This is a genomic window from Aquisalinus luteolus (assembly GCF_009712425.2).
Lineage (GTDB): Bacteria > Pseudomonadota > Alphaproteobacteria > Caulobacterales > Parvularculaceae > Aquisalinus > Aquisalinus luteolus.
On the sequence record NZ_VCJR02000001.1, the window covers coordinates 1030582 to 1054381 of the forward strand.

The following is a 23800-nucleotide window of genomic DNA, read 5'->3' on the forward strand; positions in this document are numbered from 1 at the left end:
GATATGTTCGTATCGAGAGGCTGGATCTGCGAACCGCTACGGCTTTTCAGATCGTTATACAGACGAATACGAGGAGGGCGTTGCAGACGGCATGAGTCTGCCCCTTGCCGGGTCAAGGGCATGGCTGTGCAGTCACGCGCAAACGAGCGTGACCTGCAGCAAGAGGGTGAGCGCCGACGAGACCAGACCGACATGATGAAGGGCGGCAAGCTTGCCGAGGCCCTCACGGACGATCTCGATATCGCCGTCGGAAGGATAGTCTTTTACGGCCTCGATACGCCCGAAGAGTCGGCTTAACATGTAACCGAGACATAGTAACAGAACGATCAGTACGGTGAGCGGCTCCCAGGCAAAGTCGAGCTGCCAGGCTTGCGCGACCAGCAATATCGTCCCGGTCCCCATCGTGGTCATCATCGTCGGCGGCAGGAGCCGGATCAGGCGGTTCAATGTCGCGTGGATGGTCCGTGCCTTTTCATCCGGCACGGTGCGGGTCATCGGATTGCCCATGACGGCCCGAACCGGACTTTCAATATAGGACAATGTCAGGAATATGCCGCAGGCGAAAGCAAAGCAGGCTGTGGCGAGCGCTGAAATAGTATCGATCATAAAGGAAGGGCCTTTTGTGAAATGAGTCTCCCTGGCGGCAGGAGCTCGATGAGGCGAGGCTGTCGCCCCGCCTAGACTAGCGGCGCTCGCCGGGCATCGGATAGCGCAGGGCGAGCGTATCTGAAGACAAGTCGTGCCGCGCCAGAAAAGCGCGCACGGGGGGTTCCATTTGAGGCCCGGCGATGGCCGAGAAACGCTGCACGAGGTTGGCGATGCCGCATATGCTGAACAGATGAACGAGTTCGATCGGGGACCAGTGGTCGATTGCTGGCTGGATGAACCGGCGGGGTGTCGTGATCGGCGCCTGACCGGCGAGCCAGGCGACGGTCAGGGCGGCGCGTTCTTTCTGGGTGAAAAAGCCGGATCCTGCCGGGCGCGCTTTGGCGGCATCAAAACAATAGCGTACACGGTCTATAGCTGCCGGATCGTCGCCGGTTGCCTTGAAGGCAAGAAACCCCTCGACCGCAGCCAGATAATCATGGCCCCTGGCGATGGCGCAGACGCGCGCCATCAGATGCTTGAGGTCGGAGGCGATCGGCGAATGCGCGCGATCCTGCATCATCTCGGCATAGAAGAGGACGTGACGCGCCCGCAGAGGTTCCGGCCATAGACGCATCCAGTCGGGAAACAGCCCGAGTTCACGCTCGGCATAAGCCGCCGGCCCACCTGCCTCTGCCACGGTCCGGTCATAGTCGGCGATCATCTCCTCGATAGAGGGCCCCCCGTCGCGCAGGGCGTGATCGAGATTGTTCAAGGCGCGATCTTCGCTCACCCCGTGACGGCCGGCTTCGATGCCCGCTTTCTCGGCGGATTGACTTGCCCATTCCGCTTCGATGTCGACACCGGTCAGGTCGTTGAACGTGTTGAGGAAGCCGAAGGCCGAGGCAATCATTGCCGTGCCGGTAATATTGGCCTCGATATCATCATGCGAGACGCGCTTTTCGGTGTCATGCGCGCGCACACGCGCAAGCACGTCTTCGGTGACTGTATTCGTCGTCGCGGCCGCGGCAAGGTCGGCCAGCGCTGCTTCGAAGGGACCGATCGGCGATGCATGCTCCGCGCGCCCCTGCCGCGCCGCCTCGATCAGCTTTGGCATGCCGAGCGATTTTTCGCCGGCGGCGGCGGTCATATGGACCTGGCAGTAATTGCACCCGGACGCCTGCGACGCGGCAAAGCCGGTGGCCATCATCACCGGCTCGCCCAATATTTGCCGGCCCATCCCGATGGCCCCGACATTATGGGCATATACGAAGTGCTTGTAGCTTTCCGGCCAATGATGCTGAAAGTAAAAGCAGTTGGGCCAGAAACCGAAAAAATCCTTGTAGAAACGCAGTATTGCCCATTGTTCCGGGTCTTCCGTATGCGTCCCGTCACTCTCCGGTATATGATCCTTGAGAGGGATATCCTCGGCACCCCGGGCGATGGCCACGTTGGAAAGATCGTCCGTATCGATTGCGCCGGTCGCGGTTTCTATGAGCGGTGCGAGCCGACCGGCTGCGTCGAGTGCGGCAAGATCGCGATAGCCGTTGATATGTATCTCGCCGGCAAAGGCCTGCGGTACGGTCGAGACGCCGGATAAATAGATGCTGAGATCGCTGGCCCGCTGCGATGCGCTCACATCCCGCTCTTCATAGTCGATGCCGGCGCGCGCCAGAGTCTGCTTGGCGCCAGTGCAATACGGGCAGTCCGGCTTGGTGAAAATTTGCAGATTCTCGCTCATCGCGCGTCTCCATCCATTTGCTGTCATTGGCTACAGGATGACTCTGGACAGACGGACCGAAAACCGATCATTCTTGAACACAGCGTTCGGAAAACGGAACGATAATTGTGAGCGACTTCAATCTGACCGATCTTCACGGCTTCGGGCTTATCGCGAGCGCCGGCGGGCTGAGCCCGGCCGCGCGCCGCTTCGGCGTGCCCAAGGCGACCCTCTCGCGCGCCCTGCACAGACTCGAGACTGCCGCAGGGGCGCCGTTGTTTGACCGCGTGGGGCGGGGGCTGCGCTTGACGCCCCTTGGGGAAAGCCTCTTGCCCGCTGCCGAAAAGGCGCTCACGCTTTTATCGACGGCTGAGGAAGCCGTGCGCATTGGGCAGAGCGAACCGAGCGGACGCTTGCGCATCGCGGCCAGCGCGCTTTCGGGACAGAAGCTGCTTGCGCCCGTGCTCGCCAGGCTTGCCGAGCGCTATCCGGCGGTAAGCGTGACGATCGACACGCCGTGAAAGGCGAGGATCTTGTAGATTGTGGCTGTGTCGGCTTGGTCGCGGGAAATGCGGTCGAGCGCCTCTGATACAACGACATTGAAGTGACCGTTCGCGGCGCCCCTAATCAGATCCTGTATTCCGGGGCGCGTAACCATTGCGCCGCCCGAGATCGCGCGGTCTGAATAGACGACGGTTTCGGTCCAGGATTTCTGTTCTAGGTGTTGTCGGCAAAGAGCAATCTGGTCTTCGATTGAACGAATAGACTGAAGGTCCGACGAGTAGCGGGCGTAGATGGCGGCTTTTAGGGTCATGACCCTTTCCGATATGCCAACCTCGCATGATATCGCGCAAGCGCTTCGGCGAGATCAATCGCCCAAGATGGGGCTATTTCCCCAGAAAATTCGTCCTCGGGAGGTTCAGTTGGCTTCGCGATCGCCTTTGGAAGGCGACCGCGAGACACGAGTTTGGGGTATTTGCGGTTCACGGTCCGATAGGCAGAAGCTGATCTAGTTCAGCTTCTGACGGTTCCAGACCAGCACGCCGCTGCCATCTTCTTCCTTCTCGAAAAAGGCAGCTCTCAGTGGCTTCTCGAACCCCGGATCATCCAGCTTGACGGCCAGGTATGGAGTTTCGCCATCCTTGCTTTCCTCGCGCCAAGCGGCGCCGAGTTCTGCGCCTCCGGCGAAGATCCGGTAGTCCGGGCCGCCTTCGGCTTTCTCGGTCACCGGGACCATCTGGGCTTTCACATTGATTGTCATGGTCCGGATCGTCCCGGTCCATTTGCCATCCTTCTGGCTGAAGGTGCCAATTGTCGCCATTGCTATTCTCCTTTGCTGGCTCTGGCATGAAGGGCCTTGCGGGCCCGCTTGAACCCGGCATCCGATGCGAGGAAGGTTTCCAGCATGACAGGAACCAGGGTTTCGGGTTTCTCTTCGGCGCCATAGGTCTCGGCATAGATCGCCGCATAGTCGGCAAGCGCGGACGCGAGATCGGGTTCAACAGAGAGGGTCAGTTTGACCGGCGTGCGATCCGGCAGTTGGGCAATGCGAAGGCTCATCAGCGGCCTCCCTGAGAATAAGGCCGCAGCACGAGATCACGCGTCACGATGACCCGCACCGGCCAGCCGGGCCGGATACGAAGGGTCGGCTGGATGCCGAGGTTGCGATCAACGACGCGCTCCCCGGCCTCAGACACGCTGTCGCCGAACCCGCGCCGTATGGCACGTTCGATATCATCCTCGTCTGATCCTAGTTCCGCGCCGATGCCGAGAACGGTCGCAAGACCAGCGGCGACAAATACCCGGTCCCAGTGATGGTCTGTGCGGTCAGAAACCCGCGCCCATTGATCACGCGCTCCACGGCGCGTGTGCGCTCTTCGACTTCTTCACGCGAGGACCCCATCAAGGTCAGCGTGGTCGTGACATAGCCATAGGAGACAAGATCCGAGCCGAGTTCCTGCAGCGCTGCATCGGCATCGGCGGCCTTGTTGTCGGCATCATTGTCGAGAAGTGCGGCCTGTTCGTTGAACAGTGTCTCCCGCAGGACCGCGCCGACGGATTTCCGCTTCGCAAACCAGTGTCGCCGCTTCTTGGCGAGGAGCTTTTCGGCCTCGGCCTTGTCCATCGCGATGTATCGCGTTGTCCAGCGATAGGCGAAGCCAAGCCGGTTGAGTTCATCCAGCATGCCGGGCAGTGTCGAGGCCGGAAAGCCCAGCAAGGTCAGCGTCGCGAGGTGCGCCTCGCCAATCCGCGGCTCCAGCCCGCCTGCAAAGCTTTCATCGGCGAGCACCGCATCGAGAAAAACTGGCAGTTCCGGAACCGACACGTTGTGCCGTTTCGACGATATACAGGCATGGAGATAGGTGAGCGTCTCTTCGTCCGAGAGCGGATGGATCTCATCCAGGGCCGTCGCAAGAAGATCGAGCGTCTGCGCGGCGCGTGTCTGGAAATGTTCGAGCCGCTGGCGCCAGTCCTCACCATCCCGCTTCTCGGGCCGCTCGATCAGCGCCTTCTCGGCCCGGCCCGTCGCATCGGCCGGCGGGAGCCAGAGCAGAGTGAGATAATAGGCGCTCTCGAACTGGGCGCCGGTCTCTTCGGCGGCTGCGCGTCGTTCCTGCTCAATCAGCCAGGCTGCCGGGCATTCAAAAGAGCTTTCCTCTAGCGATACGGCTTCCGCCCGCACCGCTTCGAAGACGAGCGCCCAGCCGGACCCGAACCGGCGGAGAACATTGTTGACCCGTGCAGTGACTGCAACGAGTTCGGCTTCTGTCGAGCTTTCAAGGTCGGGGCCCCGATAGCGGAAGCTTGCCTAGAAGGCGCCGTCCTTGTTGAGGACGACGCCCGGCGCGACGAGGCACGCCCAGGGGAGGTAGTCTGAGAGGTGTGCCGGTTTCGCCGCGTATTCGGAAAGGTTCAGCATGAAAGATGTTCCTTGTGACGGGCAGACCGGATTGCGACGGGGAGAAAATCCGGATCGGACCGGGCCATGAGGACGGCTAGCGAGTGTCCCGCCACCCAGACCACAAGCCCCGGTATCCAGAGCCGGAGGCCGAGGGCCAAAGCTGCCGCGAGGGTCCCGATGGCGATGGCGGCCGAACGTGGCGCGCCGGCCATCAGGATGGGTTCGGCGAGCGAGCGGTGGAGGGGGATCTCGTAGCCATCGAGCATCAGAGCACCGCGCCGCCGCAGAAGCTGAAGAAGGTCAGGAAGAACGATGTGGCCGCAAAGGCGATCGACAGGCCGAACACGATCTGGATCAGTTTGCGGAATCCGCCAGAGGTCTCGCCGAATGCGAGCGTCAGCCCGGTCAGCGTGATGATGATCACCGCGACAATCCGGGCGACAGGGCCTTCGATCGATTGCAGGATCTGGTCGAGTGGGCCTTCCCAGGGCATGCCCGTGCCCGCGGCATGGGCGGGGAGCGATAACACGCTCACCGAAGCCAGCAGTCCGCCGGCGTGAAGCGATCGGTTGAGGGCCTTTATCTGGTCGTAGAACATCGGTCGGTCTCCTTAATTGACAATGTTGAGAAAAGGGGCAGCCAGCGGCTCGGTCCGGTATTCGGCGCCGTCAAAGCCGGTAATCCGGAGTGCCTGCTCGACGCGGCGCGCGCCGCTCGCGCGGGACATGAAGACGACCACGTCGACCGCTTCGCCAATCAGGGCATGGGGAAGGGCAGTCGTCGCTTCCTCGACCAGCTGTTCGAGCCGCGTGAGTGCGCCGGAGGCTGAGTTTGCATGAAGCGTGGTGATTCCGCCTGGATGGCCGGTATTCCAGGCCTTGAGGAGATCGAGCGCCTCGCCGCCGCGCACCTCGCCGACGATGATCCGGTCAGGTCGGAGCCGCATGGTTGAGCGCACGAGATCGCGGAGTGTGATGCCGGACCGGTGCGTCCTGAGCTGAGTCACGTCCTCTGCTGAGCAACGGAGTTCGCGGGTGTCCTCCAGGATGACAATCCGGTCGTCTGCCAGAGCGGGCTCAGACAGGAGCGCATTGGTGAAGGTCGTCTTGCCCGACGAGGTTCCGCCCGCGACAACAATGTTAAGCCGGTCTTCCAGCGCCTGCCTGAGCGCGACACACAGCGCCGGCGTCAGCGCACCGGTCTCGACATAGGTATCGAGCGCGATAGGCTGACCAGCCGGTTTGCGGATGGCAAAGCAGGGCGCTTCCGAGACGGGCGGCAGGATGCCTTCGAACCGTTCGCCGGAGCCTGGCAGTTCGGCCGACACAATGGGTGAGGCCCGGTCGCAGGCCTCACCGACGGAGGAAGCGACCAGCCGGATGATCCGCTCGCGCTCGGCGCGGCCTAGAGTCTCCGCAGCCCGCTGCAGACCAAAGCCTGCCTTCTCGACCCAGACCGATCCGTCGGGATTGGCGAGGATCTCGATCGTGTCAGGTGCTGCCAGTGCGGCGCCAACCGGCCCGTCAAAGGCCGTGCGGAGCATCGCCGTTCGGCGGGTCTCGGTTTCGCTGGACTGGGGCAGGGCAGACATGGCAGGGCGTGGTCCTCATCGGTGATGGGACAAGCATCAAGGCATCAAACGGCGCCGCCCAGTTGGGGCTGGAGGACACGAAAGGCGCCTACGGGACCTACGAGGACGCAGAGGGGCAACTCACCGAAAATCGCGCTGCAGAGATTGAGAGCAAACCGGAAAGCGAAAAAGAACAAAACGCAAACAATAAGCAGAAGCCTATGGGTCGTTACAAATCCGTTCTCATGGCCGAGAAGGATGCGCGGGACTTCCCACATCATGTCGAACTGCCGATCCCGCCCTTCGGCCTCGGCAAGCGCCTCGACATCATCGCAGCCTGGTTCAACACCAATATCGGTCCCGACTGGCGCTCACACAGTCATCTGGAGAGGGGCGAGGACACAGCTCTCTATATGTTCAGGCGACACGACGAAGCAGTTCGGTTCAGCGAGGCTTTGAACGGCGAGTTCGAATAGAGGTCTGTGATCTTCTCTAGGAGAGTGTGTTTTCGGCCATCCATATGCTCGGAATTTGCCTGATTTGGCACTCGCATACTATCAACTATAGTGCGAAAATATCTCCAGAATATAAGCACGCCCAGCGGGAAGCCCTTATGAAGATCGCCAAAGTCAAAATTACGAACTTCAAGTGCTATGGACAGACATTTTCACTCGGTTTGGCGGACGGATTGAATGTCATTGTTGGGCAGAACGAGTCGGGCAAGACAACAATATTAGAGGCGATACACTTGGCCCTGACAGGCCAGCTGCACGGTCGACAGATCAAGTACGACTTGACGAGTTATCTATTCAACCTCGAAACACAAATAAAGTACTTGGAAGGCCTGAAAGCACCGGTGCCTTTGCCGCCTCCTGAAATATCCATTGAGCTGTTTTTCGCTGGAAACGGAAGCGAGTTTGCGGAGCTTGAGGGCGATGGAAATTCGGAGAAGGCCAAATGCAGTGGCGTTGTCTACAAGATAGAATTTGATGAGGAAAATTATAAAGGGCCGTATGAGGAACTGTTAAAGGCTGGAGAACTCAATTCGATACCCGTAGAGTTCTACACTGCCACTATGCGCTCCTTCGCTAGGAAGGGTATTACTCCTCGCAGTATTCCGATTAAGTCGGCGCTAATAGACTCGTCCAATACACGCCTCCGGAATGGATCGGACGTTTATGTATCTCGGATTATCCGCGATACGCTTGAGGAGGGCGAGCGGGCCTCGATTTCGCAAGCTCACCGTAAACTGAAGGAAGAGTTTGCCGCCGATCCAAACGTCAAGTTAATAAATGACCGCATTACTAGAGCCGCTAGCATCAGCGACAAAGCGGTAACTATTTCGGTTGATCTATCTTCACAGACTGCGTGGGAAAGTAGTCTGATGACGTACATAGATCTCATCCCTTTTCAGAACATTGGAAAGGGTGAGCAATGCACTATAAAAACGAAACTCGCTCTTAGTGGAAAGAAGAATGCTGAGGCCACGGCTATCTTGTTGGAAGAGGCAGAAAATCATCTATCGCATGTGCGGTTGAACGAGTTAGTAGCTGGCCTTGTTGATCAGCGTGAACAGAAACAAGTAATAGTATCAACGCACAGCAGCTTCGTGGCAAATAAGCTTGGCCTCGATAATCTTTTGGTGCTTCGCAATGGTGCCATAGCTCGAATTTCGGAACTCGACGCCAAGGATTTTTTCAAGAAATTAGCCGGGTACGACACTTTGCGCCTCACACTTGCAAGCAGAGTAATTCTCGTCGAAGGCGACTCCGATGAGTTGATTGTTCAACGCGCTTACATGGACGCAAATGATGGTCGACTTCCTATCCAAGACGGTATTGAGGTTATCTCGGTCGGAACTGCCTTCCTTCGCTTTCTGGAGTTGGCGAATGCACTTGAAGTCCCTGTCTCTGTAGTCACCGACACCGACGGCGATTCTGCAGCTCTTCAGCGGAAATACGAGCCGTACAATGACTCGGGGTTCATTAGAATATGCTTTGACCCGGTAATCGACACCGGTCCTTTGAGGGTCAAAGATAAGCCATTCAATTACAACACTTTGGAACCAAAGATTTTGAAAGCTAACAGTGTCAAAGTACTAAATTCAGTCTTTGGCACATCAGCAGAGACTGAAGAAGAACTCCATCTCTATATGCGGGCCAACAAGACTGATTGCGCATTGGCCATTTTCAATTCTAAGGCACCAATCGCCTATCCAGACTATATTCGGCAGGCGATAGCGCCGTGATCGGCGATAATAAGCTTATCGTTGCGGCGGCGGGCTCAGGCAAGACAACGTTTCTTGTAAATGAGGCATTGAAGATCGGCGACGAACGAGTGCTCATTACAACGTATACGGAATCAAGTGCGGAGGAAATACGACAGCGCTTCATTAGGATGCACGGTTGTGTTCCCAGCAATGTAGTGATCATGACTTGGTTTAGCTTTTTGATCACTCACGGTGTGAAGCCATTCCAAGGTGGGCTGTTCAATTATCAGGTCGCGGGCATGGTGCTTGTCGCACAGCGGTCTGGACTTAAGTACGTGAACAATGTGGGGAAGCCCGTTTACTGGGGAGAGGCAGATTTCGATCGGTATTATTTCGACCGAAGGCGAAATGTTTATTCTGACAAACTTCCCAAACTGGTCATTCGCTGCAACAAAGTTAGCGGTGACGCGGTAGTCGACAGAATAAGCCGGATTTTCCCGAATGTTTTTGTGGACGAAGTTCAGGATTTGGCCGGGTACGATCTCGACATTTTGGCGGTGTTTGCTCGCAGCGCAATACGATTGCTAATGGTTGGAGATCCTCGCCAAGTTACGTACTTGACCCATCATGAGTTGCGGCACCGGCAGTACGCCCAGGGAGGAATATCTGCGTTTATGCGCGAAAAGCTTCCGAAAAAAGTCTCAGTGGAAATTGACGAGGAGACGCTGAGAAATTCCCATCGAAACAATCAAGAACTGTGCGTAGTATCGTCTCGCCTCTATCCCGAATTGCCTGTTAGTCGCGCATGCGATTGTGCCGTCTGTAGGGCATCTCCTGAAAAGCATTTGGGTCTCTTTATCGTGCGCAAGGCCGACTTTGCGCACTATCTATCGAAAGTCAGGCCAATGCAGCTTCGAGACAACATCAGTAGCGCCGGTGTGGATCCGAACTTTCCGGCCATGAATATCGGAGCGTCAAAAGGCCGAGGATTTGATCACGTTGTGATACTCCCCACCAAACCCATGCGTGACTGGCTAAAGAACTCTGATACTCAGTTGAAGCCTCAAAGCCGCGCTAAGTTCTATGTGGCGCTCACCCGCGCGCGCCACAGCGTGGCCGTTGCGATGAACTGGAATGACCAACCGCTTCCAGAAGGATTTGCATTATACGAACGGGGAGATTGACTACCCGTACATGTACGCAAGTTAGTTTGTATTGCTGTTCAATTTTTTGAGCTGAGGGGGGAACAATGAATAGGCCTAGTTCCAAATATGCGGGTTAGAGCGCTCGACGACGCGCTTGGTCAACGCTTCCAATTCCGCCCGGGCCCGCGCTGCATCCGCCGGCGTCTCGAACGGGCTTATACCCGGTCGCTGCCGCAGCCATTCGAAAATGAACTCTATGAGTAGGTCCGTCTGGAACGCTGTGCCGGTCTCTAGCTTCTCGATCTGGTCTTCGACGCGTTCCAGCCGCTGGATGATCGCCGCATCGGGCCGGTCTTCTGGCGGTGTAAACAGAAGGGTCAGGGCTTCGTCGATCAGCGTGCCGACGTGGACACCATGCTCGGCAGCGAACTGCTTCACCTTGCGATGGTTCGTCTCGGAGACACGGATATGAAGCCTAACCCCGAAGCGAATGGCGCAATGGCATCAGCCCGGATGAACTCCGGGCGTCGATCTCCGAGAATCTCGGCGGCTTTCCAGGCGTCAGGGTTAATGTCGGCCAGCCAATCGCCATGTCGGTTGATGAGCTCCTGACCGGCACAAAGGCGCAGCTGGCGGTCAAGATCTTCGGTCCGGATACGGAGGTCCTGCTCGAAGGCTCGCAGGACTTGCAGTCCATTCTTCAGGAAATTCCTGGGGCGACCGACGTCCAGGCCGATCAGATCACCGGCGCGCCGCAGCTTGTGGTCTCGCTCAACCGTCCTGCGCTCGGCCGGTATGGACTGAGCGTGGAGGAGGCGCTCGATGCCTTGCGTTCCGGCGTCGGCGGGGCAGAGGCTGGTGCCGTTTTTGAGGGAGTGCGCCAGTTTCCCGTCATCGTGCGCTATGCCGAAGAGGACCGCAACACGCCCGCGGCCATCGGACGGATTATTCTGGAATCGTCCAGCGGCGCACGGGTTCCACTCGAAAGCGTGGCAAACATCAGGGAGATTGTCGGTCCACGTCAGATCACGCGCGAGAATGGTGAGCGATTCATCACCGTTCAGCTCAATGTGAGAGGACGCGATATTGGCAGCTATGTCGCTGATGCGCAGCAATCGGTCGCCAGCCAGCTCGACCTGCCGGCTGGTTATCGCGTCGAATGGGGCGGACAGTTCGAACTCCAGCAGGAAGCGAATGCGCGGTTCGCGGTCGTGATCCCGATCACGCTCGGTATCGTATTCCTGATCCTGCTATTGACGTTCGGGCGCATGAAATCGGCCATCCTGATCCTGCTCAACATTCCGCTGGCGCTGACCGGCGGGGCGATGGCGCTCTGGATTGCAGGCCTGCCGATCTCGGTGCCTGCGACGGTCGGCTTTATTGCCCTGTTCGGTATCGCGCTCGGCAATGGCATGGTGCTGGTCAGTTTCATGGATGATTTTGCCAGGGAGGGCCGTGGTCGCGATGAACTTGCCGTCGAGGCGGCAGGCTTGCGGGCACGTCCTGTGCTGATGACCGCCCTTACGACGGCGCTCGGCCTTGCGCCGCTGCTCTTCGCAAGTGGTGTCGGTGCTGAAGTGCAGCGGCCACTGGCCACGGTGGTCATGGGCGGGCTGGTCTCCTCGACCGTGCTAACTTTGCTGGTGCTACCCGCCCTTCACCGCTGGTTCGCACCAAAGCCCGACGCGCACCATTCCTTGTTGGAGGCCGAGCATGTTCATCCATCGTGAACTTCGCTTCGCGGTCATGTCCGTTTCTCTCGCAGCCCTGGCCGGCTGCGAGAGTCTCGACAACGTGATGGGGGCCCTTTCAAGTGAGCAGGCGGCCAAGGTGCAGGAGGAATGCGGCCTGATACCACCAAAGAGCCGCGTAAAAAACGCGGTACACGCGCGGCGACGCGCGTATCTCGAGTGCAAGCGCAAGGTGCTGGAAGAGGAGGCCGATCCTGAGCCACGCACATGATCATGACGATCTTGATCCCGCGAGCGATGATCGTCGGGTCTCCATTGCCATCTGGTCAATAAGACTGTCATACGGATCACTGATCCGCCCGCCGTTGGTGGCTGGACGATCGTTATTCTTGGCGGTGTTGCGCTGGTCATTGCAGAGCTTACAGCCCTCCTGATCTATTCGGTGCAGAATGGGAGCGTGAATATCCGGGCGCTCCTCCTTCACAATCTGTCCGACGCACTCGCATCTGTAGCCGTGGTTGCGGGCGACGCGCTCATCCTCATCTATGACTGAATACTGTTCGATCCGTTCGTGACGATCGGTATCGCGGTAACATTCTCTGCCTGTCGTTCCGCGAAATCGGCGGGCCGATCCACATGTTGTGGCTAGCCAGTCCTCCGGACATTGACATCGGTACCGTCATTGAAGCGATGCGGAGCGGTGATGGTGTCGTGGATGTCCATCATTTGCATCTCCGGCAGATGCAGGAGCCCCTTTTGTCAGCTATCTTCGAACAGTTTGTCGGTGAGTGCGCAATCGGGTGTTTCAGCGCCGGTGCAACCAGCCATGATCTCGCCGAGCCGTCGATCCATCTGCTTCAGATCGGCGATGCGTTTACGGATATCGCCCCGATGTGCTTCTGCCAGCGCCCTGACCTCCGCGCAGCTCGGCCTGCCATCATTGATGCCAAGTAGCGAGCGTACATCTTCCACGGAGAAGCCGAGGCTGCGGGCTCGCAATATGAAACGCAGTCGTACCTGATCTTCATTCGAATACAGCCGGTGGCCACTTGCCGTGCGGGCTGGTTCGGGCAGCAATTCGATCCTTTCATAATAGCGGATCGTTTCAAGATTGCAGCCGAGCCGCCCGGCCAGTTCAGCCCGTTTGAGTGCTGCTCGCGGCGATGTGATGGCCATGATGAAATACCCACTTGTGTCTGTACCAACTACAGAGCGTAACGTGATCATGATCAATAAAGCAATGGGAACAGCTGGTCATGGCAGGTACGGAAAACAGCCCAGCAAATGAGCGTCGCTCAAGGTGGCTTGTTGCCGGTGGCATGCTGGGGGCATTCCTTGCATCATCCTGCTGCATCGTGCCGCTTGTGCTGATCAGTCTCGGTGTTTCCGGAGCGTGGATTGGCCAGTTGACGGCGCTGGAACCCTACAAGCCCCTTTTTCTTCTGGTCGCGATCGGATTTCTCGCGGCTGGGTTCTGGGATGTCTATTTTCGAAAAACCAGTGTCTGCGAGGATGGTAGCTATTGCGCCCGTTTGCAGTCGTCAGTCGTCAAGCAGGTCGCCCTGTGGAGCGGCGCGCTTGTCGTGCTGGCGGCCTTGACCATCGATGTATGGGCACCGTTATTTTACTAGCCAGGGAGACAAGTATGAAACGCACATGGATGATCGCCGGACTGGCAGGTCTGGCACTCGCGGGGGGGCTCGCAGTCGCCGGCGCGCAGAATGCTCCGGATGCCTCGGTGGAGGTCGAACAGGCGACAGCCCGTTTTACGATCGGAAACATGACCTGCGCGACATGTCCGATTGCTGTCAGGAAAGCGATGATGCGTGTCGAGGGCGTTAAATCTGTCGATATCGATTATGCGGCCAGGACCGCAGAAGTGGTTTACGATACGGCGGCGACAACGCCTGAGCTGATCGCTGCGGCTTCAACCGATGTAGGATACCCGGCAAGCGTTACGGACGGTTGAACACGCAGCATCTGGAATATCCTGATGAGGCACCTGCCAGTCGATGTTCGCATACATCGTCAGATTTTTACACAAGGCTTTCACTTTGATGTCAAAATGGACTGACCGAAAACTGCTGATAACGGGTCTGGCCGGTACCGTCATTGCGACACCTTCTTGTTTTGCATCAATGAGCATGTGCCTCAGCCCCGGCCGGGTACCAAAAATGGACAGGCTGAACCTTGAAGCTGCCTGCGCCGAGTGCACTCGGCGGGGCATCCAGGTGAACACATCGATGCGTACGAGCGATCCCGCGGTCTTCGCCGCAGGCGAATGCGGCGACAGCGGCCTCAACCTGATCCCGGCCACGCCTCCGACATCGGGTCGATGGTGTGATTTTGAATACTTGATCGAGGCCGCGTCGCCATGCCTGGTCACAAGCCAAGGAAGAAATAATGAATCAAACCGTAAAGACAGGCGATTGCTGCTCCGTCAATAAAAACGGCGACGACAGCTATGACCTCATCGTCATAGGTGCTGGCTCGGCCGGGTTTTCGGCTTCGATTAGCGCGGCCGAGGCCGGCAGGCGCGTGGCCATGGTTGGGCATGGCACCATCGGCGGCACCTGCGTCAATGTCGGCTGCGTGCCGTCCAAGGCGATGATACGGGCCGGTGAAGCGGTGCATGCTGGTACAGCGGCGGCACGGTTTCCGGGCATTGAGCCCTGTGCGCAGAGCGTGGACTGGTCGGCGGTCGTCAAGGGCACGGCCGATCTGGTCGACGAGATGCGCCAGAAAAAATACATCGACCTGCTGCCTTCCTATGAGAATGTCACCTATATCGAGGAAGGTGCCGCACGCCTGATCGAAGGTGGGATTGAGGTCGGCGGGCGGATCATCGCTGCACCGAAGGTTCTGATCGCCACCGGCTCGCGCCCTTTCTTGCCGGAAATTGACGGGATCGAGACCGTGGAGGCGCTGGATTCCTGGGACCTTCTCAGCCTGCCCGATCAGCCCGAAAGCATCCTGGTACTGGGCGGCGGCTATATTGGCTGTGAACTGGCGCAGATGGCGTCGCGGCTGGGCGTCAAGGTTACACTGGTCACGCGTTCGCGCCTTCTGCCCGGCGTGGAACCGGAAGTGGCCAAGGCGTTGACCGACGCGTTGAAGGCTGAGGGGGTCGCGGTCGAGACCGGCCTGTCCTACCGATCGGTGAGACGGAGTGACGGCGGCGTCACGCTGACAATCGAACGGGGTGGAAAGCCTGTGACCCTCTCCGCTCAGCGGCTTGTGGCCACCACAGGCCGGGTGGCCAATTCCGAAGACCTCGGCTTGCGCGAGTTCGGCATCGAGACCGATGCGCGTGGATCGATCAAGGTCGGAGCCGACATGGCCACAACGCGGCCTGGCGTCTGGGCAGCGGGTGATGTCACCGATCGCGACCAGTTCGTCTACATGGCCGCTTATGGGGCCAAGGTGGCGGCCAACAATGCGCTCGGGCTTCAGGATTTGCGCTATGACAATGGGGCCATGCCCTGGGTCGTGTTCACCGATCCGCAGGTCGCCGGCGTCGGCCTTTCCGAGGTGCAGGCGAAGGCAGCCGGTCATGACGTCAAGGCCAGCGTGCTGACGCTGGACCACGTGGCACGCGCCGCCGCCGCCCGCGATACCCGCGGCGTCATCAAGCTGGTCGCGGATGCGAAGACCGACCGCCTCCTGGGCGGACAGATCGCGGCGCCCGAAGGGTCTGATGCGATTCAGACGCTGGCTATGGCGTTGAAGTTCGGCATGACGAGCAAGGCGCTTGGCGAGACAATTTTTCCATACCTGACAACTGTTGAAGGGTTAAAATTGGCGGCACAGACGTTCGACAAGGACGTGGCGAAGCTTTCATGCTGCGCAGGCTGAAACCAATTTTAACCGCAACGGGGCCTCGCCAGTCCAGCCAGATCAGGAAACGTCCCAGCCATGGATATTCGCGCGACGTTGTTGATCTATGCTGGCGCGGCAACCGCCGAAATTGCCGGTTGTTTTGCATTCTGGGCCTGGCTGCGGCTTGGAAAGTCCGCTTTCTGGCTGGTTCCGGGGATGATATCCCTTGTTGTATTCGCTTGGCTGCTGACACTGGTGGAAGCGTCTGCAGCCGGGCGCGCCTATGCCGCCTATGGTGGGGTTTACATAACTTCCTCGCTCATCTGGCTATGGACCATTGAGGGGATTCGTCCCGACCGCTGGGATCTGATAGGGGTTGTAACCTGTCTGATCGGGGCTGCGGTTATTCTTTTTGGTCCGCGCATGCCAGTTTGACACTATGGCGAAACGGGTCTTTATCGTCTTCCCTTTAGCTCGATCGGGGACAGTGCCGGAGTATGCCGCCTTACTGATCTGGAGGGTTGTGCGGATAGACTGTTTCTTGGTCCGGGCAGTCGCGGCCATTCGCGGGAATGCTGCAAATTTCCATGATGCGATGAGAACCGTCCCGGCCCCGTTTGACCTGGAAGATCACGTCATCGCCTTCAGAGAGGTCAGTCAGCTCAAGATCGCCCATTAAAGCGAAACTCATGGTCATCGCGCCCATGGCGATGCCTTCGAAGGGGCCATGGTCGATGGTGACCCGGCCGTCGTCGCGATCAAGGGATGTGATCCTGCCCGTGGCCCGTCCAGTATCGCCGGGCATAGCTTCATCTGCCTGTTCGAACGGTTCAGGCCTGGTCTGGTCTGCAGGGCCGGATGCTGGCGGCGTTCGGCTTTCGGGGTCACTGCAGGCTGTCAGGGAAGCGGAACCTAACAAGAAGGCGGTAATCAGAATTCTTTGAGTCATTGGGATTTCCTGGTGAACTAATCGGGAGACGCAGGCATTCCGGCCGCGGAACGCGGCCGGAACCTGATTTACGAATTTTTTGCTTGAAACAGAGGACCGGCTAGTGATCGGTGTCGTCATGATCCTTGCCTGACATGCCGGACATGGATCCGTGTCCGCCCATGTTGCAGTCCATCATGCCTTTGCCTTTCATCATCGACATCATGGATAGTTTGAAAGCATCCGGATCGCCGCCGATCGGCATCATCATGGCGATATCATAATTGTCGCTGTCGTCCTGCTTGAGCATGAAATGGACGTTGTCGCCATTCTCGAATTTGTCGAGCGCAACCATTCCGCCGACCTCGAAGTCCATTGTCATTTCACCCCAGCCGATCTTCTTGATCGGATCGTGTGAAATATTGACGGTTCGGGCATCCAGATCGACGCCGTTAATGACGCCAAAGCCGGGCGCCATGTCGCCGCAGCAGCTCATGCCGGACATGTCCATGTCTTTCATGCTGTCCATTTTCATGCCGGCCTCCTGGGCGAGCGCCGGACCAATCAGGGCCAGTCCGAGGATTGCGCCTGTGACTGCTGTCTTTCTGACGAGGGTTTTCATCGTTTTCTTCCTTTTTGATTGTCAGGCGCGGCTTTCAACAGAGGCCCCCGATGCGCGCCGGGACGGGGGAATAGGGTGGATGGACACGGGACTATTATTTCGACCTCAGATATTTGATGAGGGCAGCGATCCCGAGCAGGAGGAGGAGCACAGCAAGCAGCATGAACACCGTGCCAAACAGGCCGCCACCCATCATGCCGCCGTCGATCATCATTCTGCCTGATGAGCGATCCTGCGCGGCCGCCGGCAGCATGGCGCTACTCAGAAGCAGTGGAAACAAAAGCGGAATTTTCAACAGGTGTCTCGTCATGGTTTTTCTCCTTCGGGGGTGAATGAGCCGGCCCGGTTATCCGGTTCGGCCCGGGGTAAATCTGATGGAATCTGCAGCCCGACCCGGATGTAGTAGATGGCCGGGATCACGATCAGGGAGAGGATGAGGGTTGAGGCCATGCCGCCAAGCATGGGCAGGGCAATCCGGCGCATGACGTCCGATCCGAGGCCGTCGGTCAGGAAGATCGGGGCAAGACCTGCAAAAATGGTCGTGACCGTCATCAACTTCGGCCTGACGCGCATGGCCGCGCCCTTGCTAACAGCTGCGAAAAGCTGGCTCCTGTCAGACGGGTTCGCCTTGCGGACTTCCGCGTCGATATAGAGCAGCATCACGACGGCTGTCTCGACCGCGATGCCGCCCAGGGCGATGAAACCGACCGCGACGGCTACTGACAGATTGTAGCCTGCCAACCAGACGGCCCACATTCCGCCGACCAGGCCGAATGGCAGGCTGGCCATGATGATCAGGGTCCGGTCGAGCCGACCGAAATGTAGCATCAGCAGCAGGAAGATCAGTGCAATCGCAGCTGGAATGGCGATCTTCAGCCGCGCATTCGCTTCCTGCATCTGTTCATACTGTCCGGAGAACTCCACCGCATATCCCGCAGGCAGGTCGACGGCGTTGGCAATCACCTGTCCGGCGTCTGCAACATAGCTGCCCATGTCCCGGTCCGCGATATCGACGAAAACCCAGCCAGTCAGCCTGGCATTTTCCGATCGGATCATTGGCGGGCCTTCCGTATAGGAAATGTCCGCCAGTTCGCTGAGAGGGATATGGGCGCCGGACGGGGCGGGCACGAGTATCTCTTCCAGGTCTGTGGCGCTCTCACGAAATGGCCGATCATAGCGCAGGATGATGTCATAGCGTTCCCGGCCCTCGACAGACTGGGAGAGTGTCATGCCGCCCAGGGCGGTTCGGATCACGGACTGGAAGGCTGCCATGTCGATATTCCGCCGGGCGAGTTCGCCCCTGTCCGGCGTGATCTCGAGATATTTGCCGCCCATGACCCTGTCGGCGAAGGCCGAGCGCGTTCCGGGTACGTCCGAAATGGCCGCTTCTATGTCCCGGGCAATGGTCTCAATCTCTGTCAGATCATCGCCCGTAACCTTGATGCCAATGGGCGTGCGCACTCCTGTTGAAACCATGTCCATGCGAATCTTGATCGGATAGCCCCATGAATTCACGAGGCCGGGCATTTGCAGCTTGGCATCGAGCTCATCGGTGATGTCCTCGACCGTCACACCTGGCCGCCAATCCTCCTTCGGTTTCAACTTGATCCAGGTCTCGATCATGGTGAGTGGCGCTGGATCGGTTGCGGTATCGGCGCGCCCGGCCTTGCCGAAGACACGATCGACTTCTGGCACGGTCTTGATGACGCGGTTTGTCTGGCCAAGAATCTCCCGCATCTTGGTGGATGACACGCCGGGCAGGGTGGTCGGCATGTAGAGGAGCTCGCCTTCATAAAGGGCCGGCATGAATTCCGAGCCGATCCTCTGGACCGGCACGATGACGGTGGCCGTCAGCGCGAGCGCTAGGGCGACCGTGATCCATTTGAACCTCAGGGCTAGATGGAGCAGCGGTTTGTAGGCCCAGACGAAGAAGGCGTTCAGGGGATTGGCTTCCTCGCGCCGGAACCGACCCCGCATCAGGTACAGCATCAGAACCGGGACAAGTGTCACCGACAGAATGGCCGCGAAGGCCATCGCATAGGTCTTGGTATAGGCAAGAGGACTGAAGAGCCTGAAGCTCTGACCGGTCAGGGCAAAGACGGGCAGGAAGGAGACCGTGATGATGAGGAGTGAAAAGAATATGCCGGAGCCGACTTCCTGAGCCGACTCGACCAGCGCCTGGCGGCGCACGCTCGGATCGGGTTTCGGTCCCAGATCCGCCAGTTTCCGGCTGGCATTCTCGACAAGCACAATCGAGGCGTCGACCATGGCGCCGATCGCGATGGCGATCCCGCCAAGTGACATGATGTTCGCTGTGACACCTTGCCAGGACATGATCAGGAACGCGCCGAGCACTCCGAGCGGCAAGGTGATGATGGCAACCAGAGACGACCTTACATGGAGGAGGAAGATCAGGATGACGAGCGCAACCGCGATGCCTTCCTCGATCAGCTTGTCTTTCAGATAATCGACCGAACCCTCGATGAGTGGCGCGCGGTCATACACAGTGACAATCTCGACACCTTCCGGCAGGCCGCGCTGGAGACTATCAAGTTTCTCCTTCACACGTTCGATCACCGACAGCGCATTCTCGCCATCGCGCATCACCACGATGCCGGACACCGTTTCGCCTTCGCCATTGAGTTCGACAATGCCGCGCCGGAGGGCCGGGCCTTCGACAATCCGGGCGACATGGCTCAGCTGGACGGGGGTGCCATCCTCTGCCTTGACCACGACCTGTTCGAGATCAAGCTTCTCATCGACATAGCCTGATGAGCGGATGACATATTCCGTTTCGCCCTGTTCGAGCACGCGGCCACCGACTTCGCTTGAGGCTGCGCGGACCGCGTCACGGATACGGGTGATCGACAGGTCGTAACTTCTCAGGCGATTGGGATCGAGGAGAACCTGGTATTCCCTGACAAAACCGCCGACCGAGGCGACTTCAGAGACCCCCTCCACACCGGCCAATTCGAGTTTCAGGAACCAGTCCTGGAGTGAACGCAGCTCGGCGAGATCGGTCTTGCCGGTTTTGTCGACCAAGGCATACTGATAGACCCAGCCAACGCCGGTCGCATCCGGTCCTATCTGCGGTACGGCGCCTTCCGGGAGTTCAGACCCCAGCCGGGACAAGGCTTCGAGCACGCGCGAGCGGGCCCAGTAGAGGTCAACATCATCGTCAAATATGACATAGACAAAACTGGTGCCGAACATTGAGGAGCCGCGCACATCCTTGGTCTTCGGCAGACCGAGAAGGTTCGTCGATAGTGGATAGGTGACGAGGTCCTCGACAATCTGCGGGCTCTGGCCCGGAAAATCGGTACGAATAATGACCTGGGTATCTGTCAGGTCCGGCACTGCATCGAGCGGCGTGCGCTGGATCGCCATCCACCCGGTCACAGCCAGTGCAGCGGCGAGCATGAGGACGATGAGCTGGTTGGAAACCGACCAGGAGATCAGCTTTGCCACCCATGATCTGGAGGGGTCTTGCCCCGCGAGGTCTCTGTCGTTTCGTTCAGTCATGACCGTCCCCCGAATGCCCAGGGGCCTGGTCAGCGCCAGTCTCGCTGTCATTGGTCGTCATCGACATGCCGGCCATCGGCCTGGGCCAGTCAATCCGTTCGGCCCCATCTGCGCTGTACGGATTGGCCGGTTTGGCTTCTTCCTGCAGCCAGTACCGGCCCGTTGCCATGTCCCGGTAGAGCACCAGACCAGCCTCGCTGTAATGCTGAGGTGCGCCTTCCAGCAGCCAGGGTTTCAAGGCCTCGACCAGGTCTGAGAGTTGCGTGGCAAGGTCTTCGCGGTCCGTGGCGTTTTGCGCGGCGGCGAGAGCGGTTTGCGTAGCATCCATGACCGGTGCCAGTTTCGTGTTCGCGTAACGGTCCCGCAGCACTGGCACCAGGGCGAGCGCCGGATCCACGAATAGCGGATCGATGTCATACCCGTCTGTCAGGGCCTCGTGGAAGTAGAGCGCCATGTCAGTGAAGTGATCGATTTCGGCGAGGGCTTTACTGTCCATCGGTATATCGAAGAGCGGTGTTTCCGGACTGGCCGCACTCGCATCTGGAGCTTCCAGCTTAGTAAGGCCTTCTTTCAGGTTGGCTTCGCTATCGAGCAGGAACTGCCCGCTGGCGACGACCATGTCGCCGCTTTCCAGACCCGACAGGATTTCGGTCCGGCCGTTGGCCGAAATCCCGGTTTGCACGGCGCGTCCGGAGAAGCGGCCATTGCCTTCGGCGATGACGACACGGGCGCCCTCGCTACCAAGCAGAATGGCTTCACTTGGAACCGAAAGACGCGGTCGGCCGCCGATATTCAGCCTTATGTCCGCATAGGCGCCCGGGCGAAGATAGCCCGACACATTGTCCACTTCGATCCGGACGTCGGCTGTACGGGTTTTCGGGTCGATTGTCGGATAGATATAGTCGACCTGGCCTTTACCGGGGGCATCGGGCGCGCTCGGAAAATCGAGTTCGGCCGGCATGCCTGCCTGCACTAGCGGCAGGTCGCTCTCCGGCACAGAGGCAATGACCCAGACATCGGCATAGGATTGCAGGCGCAGTATGGGTGTACCGGGTTTGACATAGTCGCCATTGCGGACCTGAAGCTCGGCAACCGTGCCGCCGGCTTCTGCGTAAACTGGAACACGTTCAATGACCTGGCGGGTTTCGGTCAGCCGGTCGATGGCCGCATTCTGCATGCCAAGGGAGCGCAGGCGTTGGCGAACCGACGCGATGCGCGCTTCGTTGCCGATCTTGAACGAGTTCAGATAATCTTTCTGCGCGGCGATCAGGTCCGGACTGTAGATCCGGTAGAGGAGACTGCCGGGGCGGACGGTGTCGCCCTCGGCATTGACCGCCAGATTCTCAATCCAGCCTTCTAGCCGCGAGACGGTAACATTTTCGAGCCGTTCATTGGTCTCGACCGTGCCGAAGGCTCTCAGTACACGGCTGAAATCCCCGGTCTCGGCAGGTGCTGTCCGGATCCCCATGGTCTGGATCATTTCCGGCGAGACGGCCACGCCCGATCCGGTGTCATCGGCATAAACCGGGATGTAATCCATGCCCATGGAATCCTTTTTCGGAACGGGCGAGGTGTCCGGCTTGCCCATGGGATGCTTGTAGTAAAGGATTTCGCCTGCTGAGCTCGTTGGTTCCTGGGCCTTGTCGGCAGGCACCAGGTCCATGCCACAGATCGGGCAGGTGCCGTCCGGATCGGTCGAAATATAGTGAGGGTGCATGGGGCAGGTGTATCGTTGCGTCTCGCTCGAGGCGTTCGGCTTTTCACCCTGGCCGCCCGGTGATCCGCCCGGTGCGCCGCATGCGGCGAGCAAGAGGGCGGCAGATGCGGTGCCCATTATCAGGAATGTCTTTTTCATTGTGTCACCAGGAGGGCATTCAGGCGTGCGATCGCAGCGGCCTTGCGGGCCGTTTCAGCTTCGATTTCCGCCCGGAGTTTGAGAATGGCGATCTCGCCGTCGATGATCGGCGCATAACCGCCAACACCGGATTCATAGGTGATCAGCTGGGCCTGGACCTCGTCTTCTACAGCGGTGATCTTGCCTTGCAGGACTTCGATACTGGAAGCGGCTGACCTGATAATCGCGTCTCTGGACGCATACTGCGCCGCTGCATTTCGCGCGGCGGCCTGGTAGCGTTGCTCGGCGCCGGCCCGCTCGGCCTTTGCGGCGCGCAAGTTCGGTGCCTGCTTCCTTTCGGCCCAGAGCGGAACCGTAAAAGTCACCATACCGGAGACCCAGTCATCCCCCGCGAACATCGCGCCTTCATCGCGCTGTTGATAAGTGAGCTGGGCCCCCCATTCTGGCTTCCAGGCCGCGCGGGCCTCGTCGATACCGTAATCGGTAACGCGGACGGCCGCGTCGGCAATGCGTACGGTGTGGAACTCAAGCGCTGCGCCGGACCAGTCTCTTTCAGTCAGGGGAGGGAGGCCGGTCGAAGGGACCAGTCCGACGAGGTCGATCAGGCGCGCATCGGTCTCGGCTTCCTGCCGATCGAGATCAACAAGCGTCCGGGAAACTTCTGCCCGTTCGCTTTCAATTTCGGCAAGGCGATAGACGGCCGGGCGGCCCGCGTCGATCTCGGCCTCGACAATGTCGACAAGCTCGTCATATTTGGCGTTTCGCGCTTCGGCGAGGGATCTCTGCCTGGTCAGTCTAGTCTTGTCAGCGAGAAGAGCGATGAGTTCGGCGCGCAAGGCCGCATAACGGGCATCGCGAACCGCCTCGGTCTGTGCTGACATCGCCCGGGCTTCACCGGCGCGGGCTTCACGGCCCGCGAAGCTCGGAAATTGTTGCCGGATACCAACGGCTTTATTGGTCGGCAAGTAACTGTCGAACGAGGGATCGAAAATCGGAAAGTTGTTGATCCCGAGGGATACGACGGGGTCCGGGAGTGCGGTTGAGGCGACAGCACGCTCCCGGTCGGCCTCGGCATCGTAACCGAGAGCGGAGAGGCTTGGATGGGCCTCGAGACGGGCTTCAAGCTCGGCAAAGCTCTGAGCGTTGGCAACCGCCGCCAGGGGCACAGCGGCAAACGCTGCGACCAGCAGCATTCTTGAAATGTGGGGCATGATAAAACGGGCTCTTCTGAA

The 23800-nt window shown here is 59.0% G+C and carries 27 protein-coding genes and 3 pseudogenes; 12 read left to right on the plus strand and 18 right to left on the minus strand.

The features are described 5' to 3' along the window. Positions 1 to 132 precede the first annotated feature (132 nt). Both FF098_RS04715 and FF098_RS04720 read right to left on the minus strand, forming a co-directional pair. Positions 133 to 606 (minus strand): hypothetical protein, encoded by a 474-nt coding sequence (locus FF098_RS04715; RefSeq protein ID WP_155138003.1) that lies wholly within the window; start codon positions 604 to 606, stop codon positions 133 to 135. 76 nt (positions 607 to 682) lie between these two features. Next, positions 683 to 2326, minus strand: coding sequence for a glutaredoxin domain-containing protein (locus FF098_RS04720; protein ID WP_166426332.1), 1644 nt, complete (start codon positions 2324 to 2326; stop codon positions 683 to 685). Positions 2327 to 2433: 107 nt separating this feature from the next. Between FF098_RS04720 and FF098_RS04725 the strand changes: the two genes are divergently transcribed. Beyond that, positions 2434 to 2826 carry a LysR family transcriptional regulator gene (locus tag FF098_RS04725; protein WP_155138007.1) on the plus strand — a complete coding sequence of 131 codons (393 nt, stop codon included), beginning with the start codon at positions 2434 to 2436 and terminating at the stop codon, positions 2824 to 2826. Here FF098_RS04725 and FF098_RS04730 read toward each other — a convergent pair. The 8 genes and pseudogenes from FF098_RS04730 to trbB form a co-directional block, all read right to left on the minus strand. Continuing rightward, the gene (locus FF098_RS04730; protein ID WP_155138009.1) at positions 2790 to 3119 is read right to left on the minus strand and encodes a recombinase family protein; all 330 of its coding nucleotides are present in this window, start codon (positions 3117 to 3119) and stop codon (positions 2790 to 2792) included. The genes FF098_RS04725 and FF098_RS04730 overlap by 37 nt on opposite strands. A gap of 195 nt (positions 3120 to 3314) precedes the next feature. Continuing rightward, positions 3315 to 3626, minus strand: coding sequence for a DUF736 domain-containing protein (locus FF098_RS04735; protein ID WP_013301538.1), 312 nt, complete (start codon positions 3624 to 3626; stop codon positions 3315 to 3317). A 2-nt stretch (positions 3627 to 3628) separates the two neighbouring features. After that, the gene (locus FF098_RS04740; protein ID WP_084393364.1) at positions 3629 to 3865 is read right to left on the minus strand and encodes a DUF2274 domain-containing protein; all 237 of its coding nucleotides are present in this window, start codon (positions 3863 to 3865) and stop codon (positions 3629 to 3631) included. Further along, positions 3865 to 4080: pseudogene (locus tag FF098_RS04745) on the minus strand (TrbI/VirB10 family protein); the annotation flags it as partial. The pseudogene FF098_RS04745 and the gene FF098_RS04740, both read right to left, overlap by 1 nt. Further along, positions 4056 to 4988, minus strand: coding sequence for a hypothetical protein (locus FF098_RS17675; protein WP_308419372.1), 933 nt, complete (start codon positions 4986 to 4988; stop codon positions 4056 to 4058). The gene FF098_RS17675 and the pseudogene FF098_RS04745, both read right to left, overlap by 25 nt. Before the next feature lie 230 nt (positions 4989 to 5218). Further along, the gene (locus FF098_RS04755; RefSeq protein ID WP_084393370.1) at positions 5219 to 5473 is read right to left on the minus strand and encodes a VirB3 family type IV secretion system protein; all 255 of its coding nucleotides are present in this window, start codon (positions 5471 to 5473) and stop codon (positions 5219 to 5221) included. Continuing rightward, the gene (locus tag FF098_RS04760) at positions 5473 to 5805 is read right to left on the minus strand and encodes a TrbC/VirB2 family type IV secretion system protein (RefSeq protein WP_155138010.1); all 333 of its coding nucleotides are present in this window, start codon (positions 5803 to 5805) and stop codon (positions 5473 to 5475) included. The genes FF098_RS04755 and FF098_RS04760 overlap by 1 nt, the downstream gene beginning before the upstream one ends. A 12-nt stretch (positions 5806 to 5817) precedes the next feature. Beyond that, complete coding sequence (trbB, locus tag FF098_RS04765; RefSeq protein ID WP_155138011.1) at positions 5818 to 6798, minus strand: P-type conjugative transfer ATPase TrbB; 981 nt, start codon at positions 6796 to 6798, stop codon at positions 5818 to 5820. An 8-nt stretch (positions 6799 to 6806) separates the two neighbouring features. Here trbB and FF098_RS04770 point away from each other — a divergent pair, with 8 nt between their 5' ends. The 3 genes from FF098_RS04770 to FF098_RS04780 all read left to right on the plus strand — a co-directional run bounded on the left by FF098_RS04770 (position 6807) and on the right by FF098_RS04780 (position 10170). Next, positions 6807 to 7253, plus strand: a complete 447-nt coding sequence (locus FF098_RS04770; protein WP_155138012.1) for a hypothetical protein — start codon at positions 6807 to 6809, stop codon at positions 7251 to 7253. Between the two features lie 137 nt (positions 7254 to 7390). Next, positions 7391 to 9025 (plus strand): ATP-dependent nuclease, encoded by a 1635-nt coding sequence (locus FF098_RS04775; RefSeq protein ID WP_155138013.1) that lies wholly within the window; start codon positions 7391 to 7393, stop codon positions 9023 to 9025. Continuing rightward, on the plus strand, positions 9022 to 10170 hold the full coding sequence (locus FF098_RS04780; RefSeq protein WP_166426333.1) for a UvrD-helicase domain-containing protein: 1149 nt from the start codon (positions 9022 to 9024) through the stop codon (positions 10168 to 10170). The genes FF098_RS04775 and FF098_RS04780 overlap by 4 nt, the downstream gene beginning before the upstream one ends. Before the next feature lie 75 nt (positions 10171 to 10245). Here FF098_RS04780 and FF098_RS04785 read toward each other — a convergent pair whose 3' ends face one another. Further along, complete coding sequence (locus tag FF098_RS04785; protein ID WP_155138015.1) at positions 10246 to 10569, minus strand: hypothetical protein; 324 nt, start codon at positions 10567 to 10569, stop codon at positions 10246 to 10248. A 41-nt stretch (positions 10570 to 10610) separates the two neighbouring features. Between FF098_RS04785 and FF098_RS04790 the strand changes: the two are divergent. The 3 genes and pseudogenes from FF098_RS04790 to FF098_RS18020 form a co-directional block, all read left to right on the plus strand. Continuing rightward, positions 10611 to 11861, plus strand: a pseudogene (locus tag FF098_RS04790) (efflux RND transporter permease subunit); the annotation flags it as partial. After that, positions 11845 to 12093 (plus strand): hypothetical protein, encoded by a 249-nt coding sequence (locus FF098_RS04795; protein WP_034813609.1) that lies wholly within the window; start codon positions 11845 to 11847, stop codon positions 12091 to 12093. The pseudogene FF098_RS04790 and the gene FF098_RS04795, both read left to right, overlap by 17 nt. 72 nt (positions 12094 to 12165) lie before the next feature. Continuing rightward, a pseudogene (locus FF098_RS18020) lies at positions 12166 to 12572 on the plus strand (cation transporter); the annotation flags it as partial. Positions 12573 to 12581: 9 nt separating this feature from the next. Here the strand turns inward: FF098_RS18020 and FF098_RS17535 are convergent. Then, positions 12582 to 12998: a MerR family transcriptional regulator gene (locus FF098_RS17535; RefSeq protein ID WP_158586664.1), complete on the minus strand. Its 417-nt coding sequence runs from the start codon at positions 12996 to 12998 to the stop codon at positions 12582 to 12584. An 80-nt stretch (positions 12999 to 13078) separates the two neighbouring features. On the opposite strand from FF098_RS17535, the gene FF098_RS04805 reads away from it, so the two are divergent. The 5 genes from FF098_RS04805 to FF098_RS04825 all read left to right on the plus strand — a co-directional run bounded on the left by FF098_RS04805 (position 13079) and on the right by FF098_RS04825 (position 16076). Continuing rightward, positions 13079 to 13453, plus strand: a complete 375-nt coding sequence (locus tag FF098_RS04805) for a mercuric transporter MerT family protein (protein ID WP_034813607.1) — start codon at positions 13079 to 13081, stop codon at positions 13451 to 13453. A 14-nt stretch (positions 13454 to 13467) separates the two neighbouring features. After that, the gene (locus FF098_RS04810; RefSeq protein ID WP_034798642.1) at positions 13468 to 13791 is read left to right on the plus strand and encodes a heavy-metal-associated domain-containing protein; all 324 of its coding nucleotides are present in this window, start codon (positions 13468 to 13470) and stop codon (positions 13789 to 13791) included. A 175-nt stretch (positions 13792 to 13966) separates the two neighbouring features. Further along, positions 13967 to 14269: an FAD-dependent oxidoreductase gene (locus tag FF098_RS17680; protein WP_255342009.1), complete on the plus strand. Its 303-nt coding sequence runs from the start codon at positions 13967 to 13969 to the stop codon at positions 14267 to 14269. Beyond that, a complete protein-coding gene (merA, locus tag FF098_RS04820) occupies positions 14226 to 15677 on the plus strand; it encodes a mercury(II) reductase (RefSeq protein WP_084391407.1) in 1452 nt (483 codons plus the stop codon). Before FF098_RS17680 ends, merA begins: the two co-directional genes overlap by 44 nt. A 60-nt stretch (positions 15678 to 15737) precedes the next feature. Further along, positions 15738 to 16076, plus strand: a complete 339-nt coding sequence (locus tag FF098_RS04825; protein ID WP_013301493.1) for a YnfA family protein — start codon at positions 15738 to 15740, stop codon at positions 16074 to 16076. A 70-nt stretch (positions 16077 to 16146) separates the two neighbouring features. On the opposite strand, the gene FF098_RS04830 is transcribed toward FF098_RS04825, so the two are convergent. From FF098_RS04830 to FF098_RS04855, 6 genes are all read right to left on the minus strand, one after another. Further along, positions 16147 to 16590 (minus strand): copper-binding protein, encoded by a 444-nt coding sequence (locus tag FF098_RS04830; protein ID WP_158084498.1) that lies wholly within the window; start codon positions 16588 to 16590, stop codon positions 16147 to 16149. A gap of 100 nt (positions 16591 to 16690) precedes the next feature. Then, positions 16691 to 17191: a copper-binding protein gene (locus tag FF098_RS04835; protein WP_013301491.1), complete on the minus strand. Its 501-nt coding sequence runs from the start codon at positions 17189 to 17191 to the stop codon at positions 16691 to 16693. Positions 17192 to 17285: 94 nt separating this feature from the next. Continuing rightward, entirely contained in the window at positions 17286 to 17501 is a 216-nt protein-coding gene (locus FF098_RS04840) for a hypothetical protein (protein ID WP_013301490.1), read from the minus strand. Next, on the minus strand, positions 17498 to 20713 hold the full coding sequence (locus FF098_RS04845; protein ID WP_155138017.1) for an efflux RND transporter permease subunit: 3216 nt from the start codon (positions 20711 to 20713) through the stop codon (positions 17498 to 17500). The genes FF098_RS04840 and FF098_RS04845 overlap by 4 nt, the downstream gene beginning before the upstream one ends. Further along, positions 20706 to 22568: an efflux RND transporter periplasmic adaptor subunit gene (locus FF098_RS04850; RefSeq protein WP_166426334.1), complete on the minus strand. Its 1863-nt coding sequence runs from the start codon at positions 22566 to 22568 to the stop codon at positions 20706 to 20708. Before FF098_RS04850 ends, FF098_RS04845 begins: the two co-directional genes overlap by 8 nt. Beyond that, positions 22565 to 23779, minus strand: a complete 1215-nt coding sequence (locus FF098_RS04855) for a TolC family protein (RefSeq protein WP_166426335.1) — start codon at positions 23777 to 23779, stop codon at positions 22565 to 22567. The genes FF098_RS04850 and FF098_RS04855 overlap by 4 nt, the downstream gene beginning before the upstream one ends. Between the last annotated feature and the right edge of the window lie 21 nt (positions 23780 to 23800).

Excerpts from the sequence above, each read along its gene's own strand:
- FF098_RS04735 (WP_013301538.1), bottom strand. The coding sequence starts at position 3,626 with ATGGCGACAATTGGCACCTTCAGCCAGAAGGATGGCAAATGGACCGGG.
- FF098_RS04740 (WP_084393364.1), bottom strand. The coding sequence starts at position 3,865 with ATGAGCCTTCGCATTGCCCAACTGCCGGATCGCACGCCGGTCAAACTG.
- FF098_RS17535 (WP_158586664.1), bottom strand. The coding sequence starts at position 12,998 with ATGGCCATCACATCGCCGCGAGCAGCACTCAAACGGGCTGAACTGGCC.
- FF098_RS04855 (WP_166426335.1), bottom strand. The coding sequence starts at position 23,779 with ATGCCCCACATTTCAAGAATGCTGCTGGTCGCAGCGTTTGCCGCTGTG.
- FF098_RS04830 (WP_158084498.1), bottom strand. The coding sequence starts at position 16,590 with ATGACTCAAAGAATTCTGATTACCGCCTTCTTGTTAGGTTCCGCTTCC.
- FF098_RS04715 (WP_155138003.1), bottom strand. The coding sequence starts at position 606 with ATGATCGATACTATTTCAGCGCTCGCCACAGCCTGCTTTGCTTTCGCC.
- FF098_RS04810 (WP_034798642.1), top strand. The coding sequence starts at position 13,468 with ATGAAACGCACATGGATGATCGCCGGACTGGCAGGTCTGGCACTCGCG.
- FF098_RS04720 (WP_166426332.1), bottom strand. The coding sequence starts at position 2,326 with ATGAGCGAGAATCTGCAAATTTTCACCAAGCCGGACTGCCCGTATTGC.
- FF098_RS04840 (WP_013301490.1), bottom strand. The coding sequence starts at position 17,501 with ATGACGAGACACCTGTTGAAAATTCCGCTTTTGTTTCCACTGCTTCTG.
- FF098_RS17680 (WP_255342009.1), top strand. The coding sequence starts at position 13,967 with ATGTGCCTCAGCCCCGGCCGGGTACCAAAAATGGACAGGCTGAACCTT.
- FF098_RS04850 (WP_166426334.1), bottom strand. The coding sequence starts at position 22,568 with ATGAAAAAGACATTCCTGATAATGGGCACCGCATCTGCCGCCCTCTTG.
- FF098_RS04825 (WP_013301493.1), top strand. The coding sequence starts at position 15,738 with ATGGATATTCGCGCGACGTTGTTGATCTATGCTGGCGCGGCAACCGCC.
- FF098_RS04775 (WP_155138013.1), top strand. The coding sequence starts at position 7,391 with ATGAAGATCGCCAAAGTCAAAATTACGAACTTCAAGTGCTATGGACAG.
- trbB (WP_155138011.1), bottom strand. The coding sequence starts at position 6,798 with ATGTCTGCCCTGCCCCAGTCCAGCGAAACCGAGACCCGCCGAACGGCG.
- FF098_RS04845 (WP_155138017.1), bottom strand. The coding sequence starts at position 20,713 with ATGACTGAACGAAACGACAGAGACCTCGCGGGGCAAGACCCCTCCAGA.
- FF098_RS04755 (WP_084393370.1), bottom strand. The coding sequence starts at position 5,473 with ATGCTCGATGGCTACGAGATCCCCCTCCACCGCTCGCTCGCCGAACCC.
- FF098_RS04805 (WP_034813607.1), top strand. The coding sequence starts at position 13,079 with ATGGCAGGTACGGAAAACAGCCCAGCAAATGAGCGTCGCTCAAGGTGG.
- FF098_RS04795 (WP_034813609.1), top strand. The coding sequence starts at position 11,845 with ATGTTCATCCATCGTGAACTTCGCTTCGCGGTCATGTCCGTTTCTCTC.
- merA (WP_084391407.1), top strand. The coding sequence starts at position 14,226 with ATGAATCAAACCGTAAAGACAGGCGATTGCTGCTCCGTCAATAAAAAC.
- FF098_RS04730 (WP_155138009.1), bottom strand. The coding sequence starts at position 3,119 with ATGACCCTAAAAGCCGCCATCTACGCCCGCTACTCGTCGGACCTTCAG.
- FF098_RS04835 (WP_013301491.1), bottom strand. The coding sequence starts at position 17,191 with ATGAAAACCCTCGTCAGAAAGACAGCAGTCACAGGCGCAATCCTCGGA.
- FF098_RS04760 (WP_155138010.1), bottom strand. The coding sequence starts at position 5,805 with ATGTTCTACGACCAGATAAAGGCCCTCAACCGATCGCTTCACGCCGGC.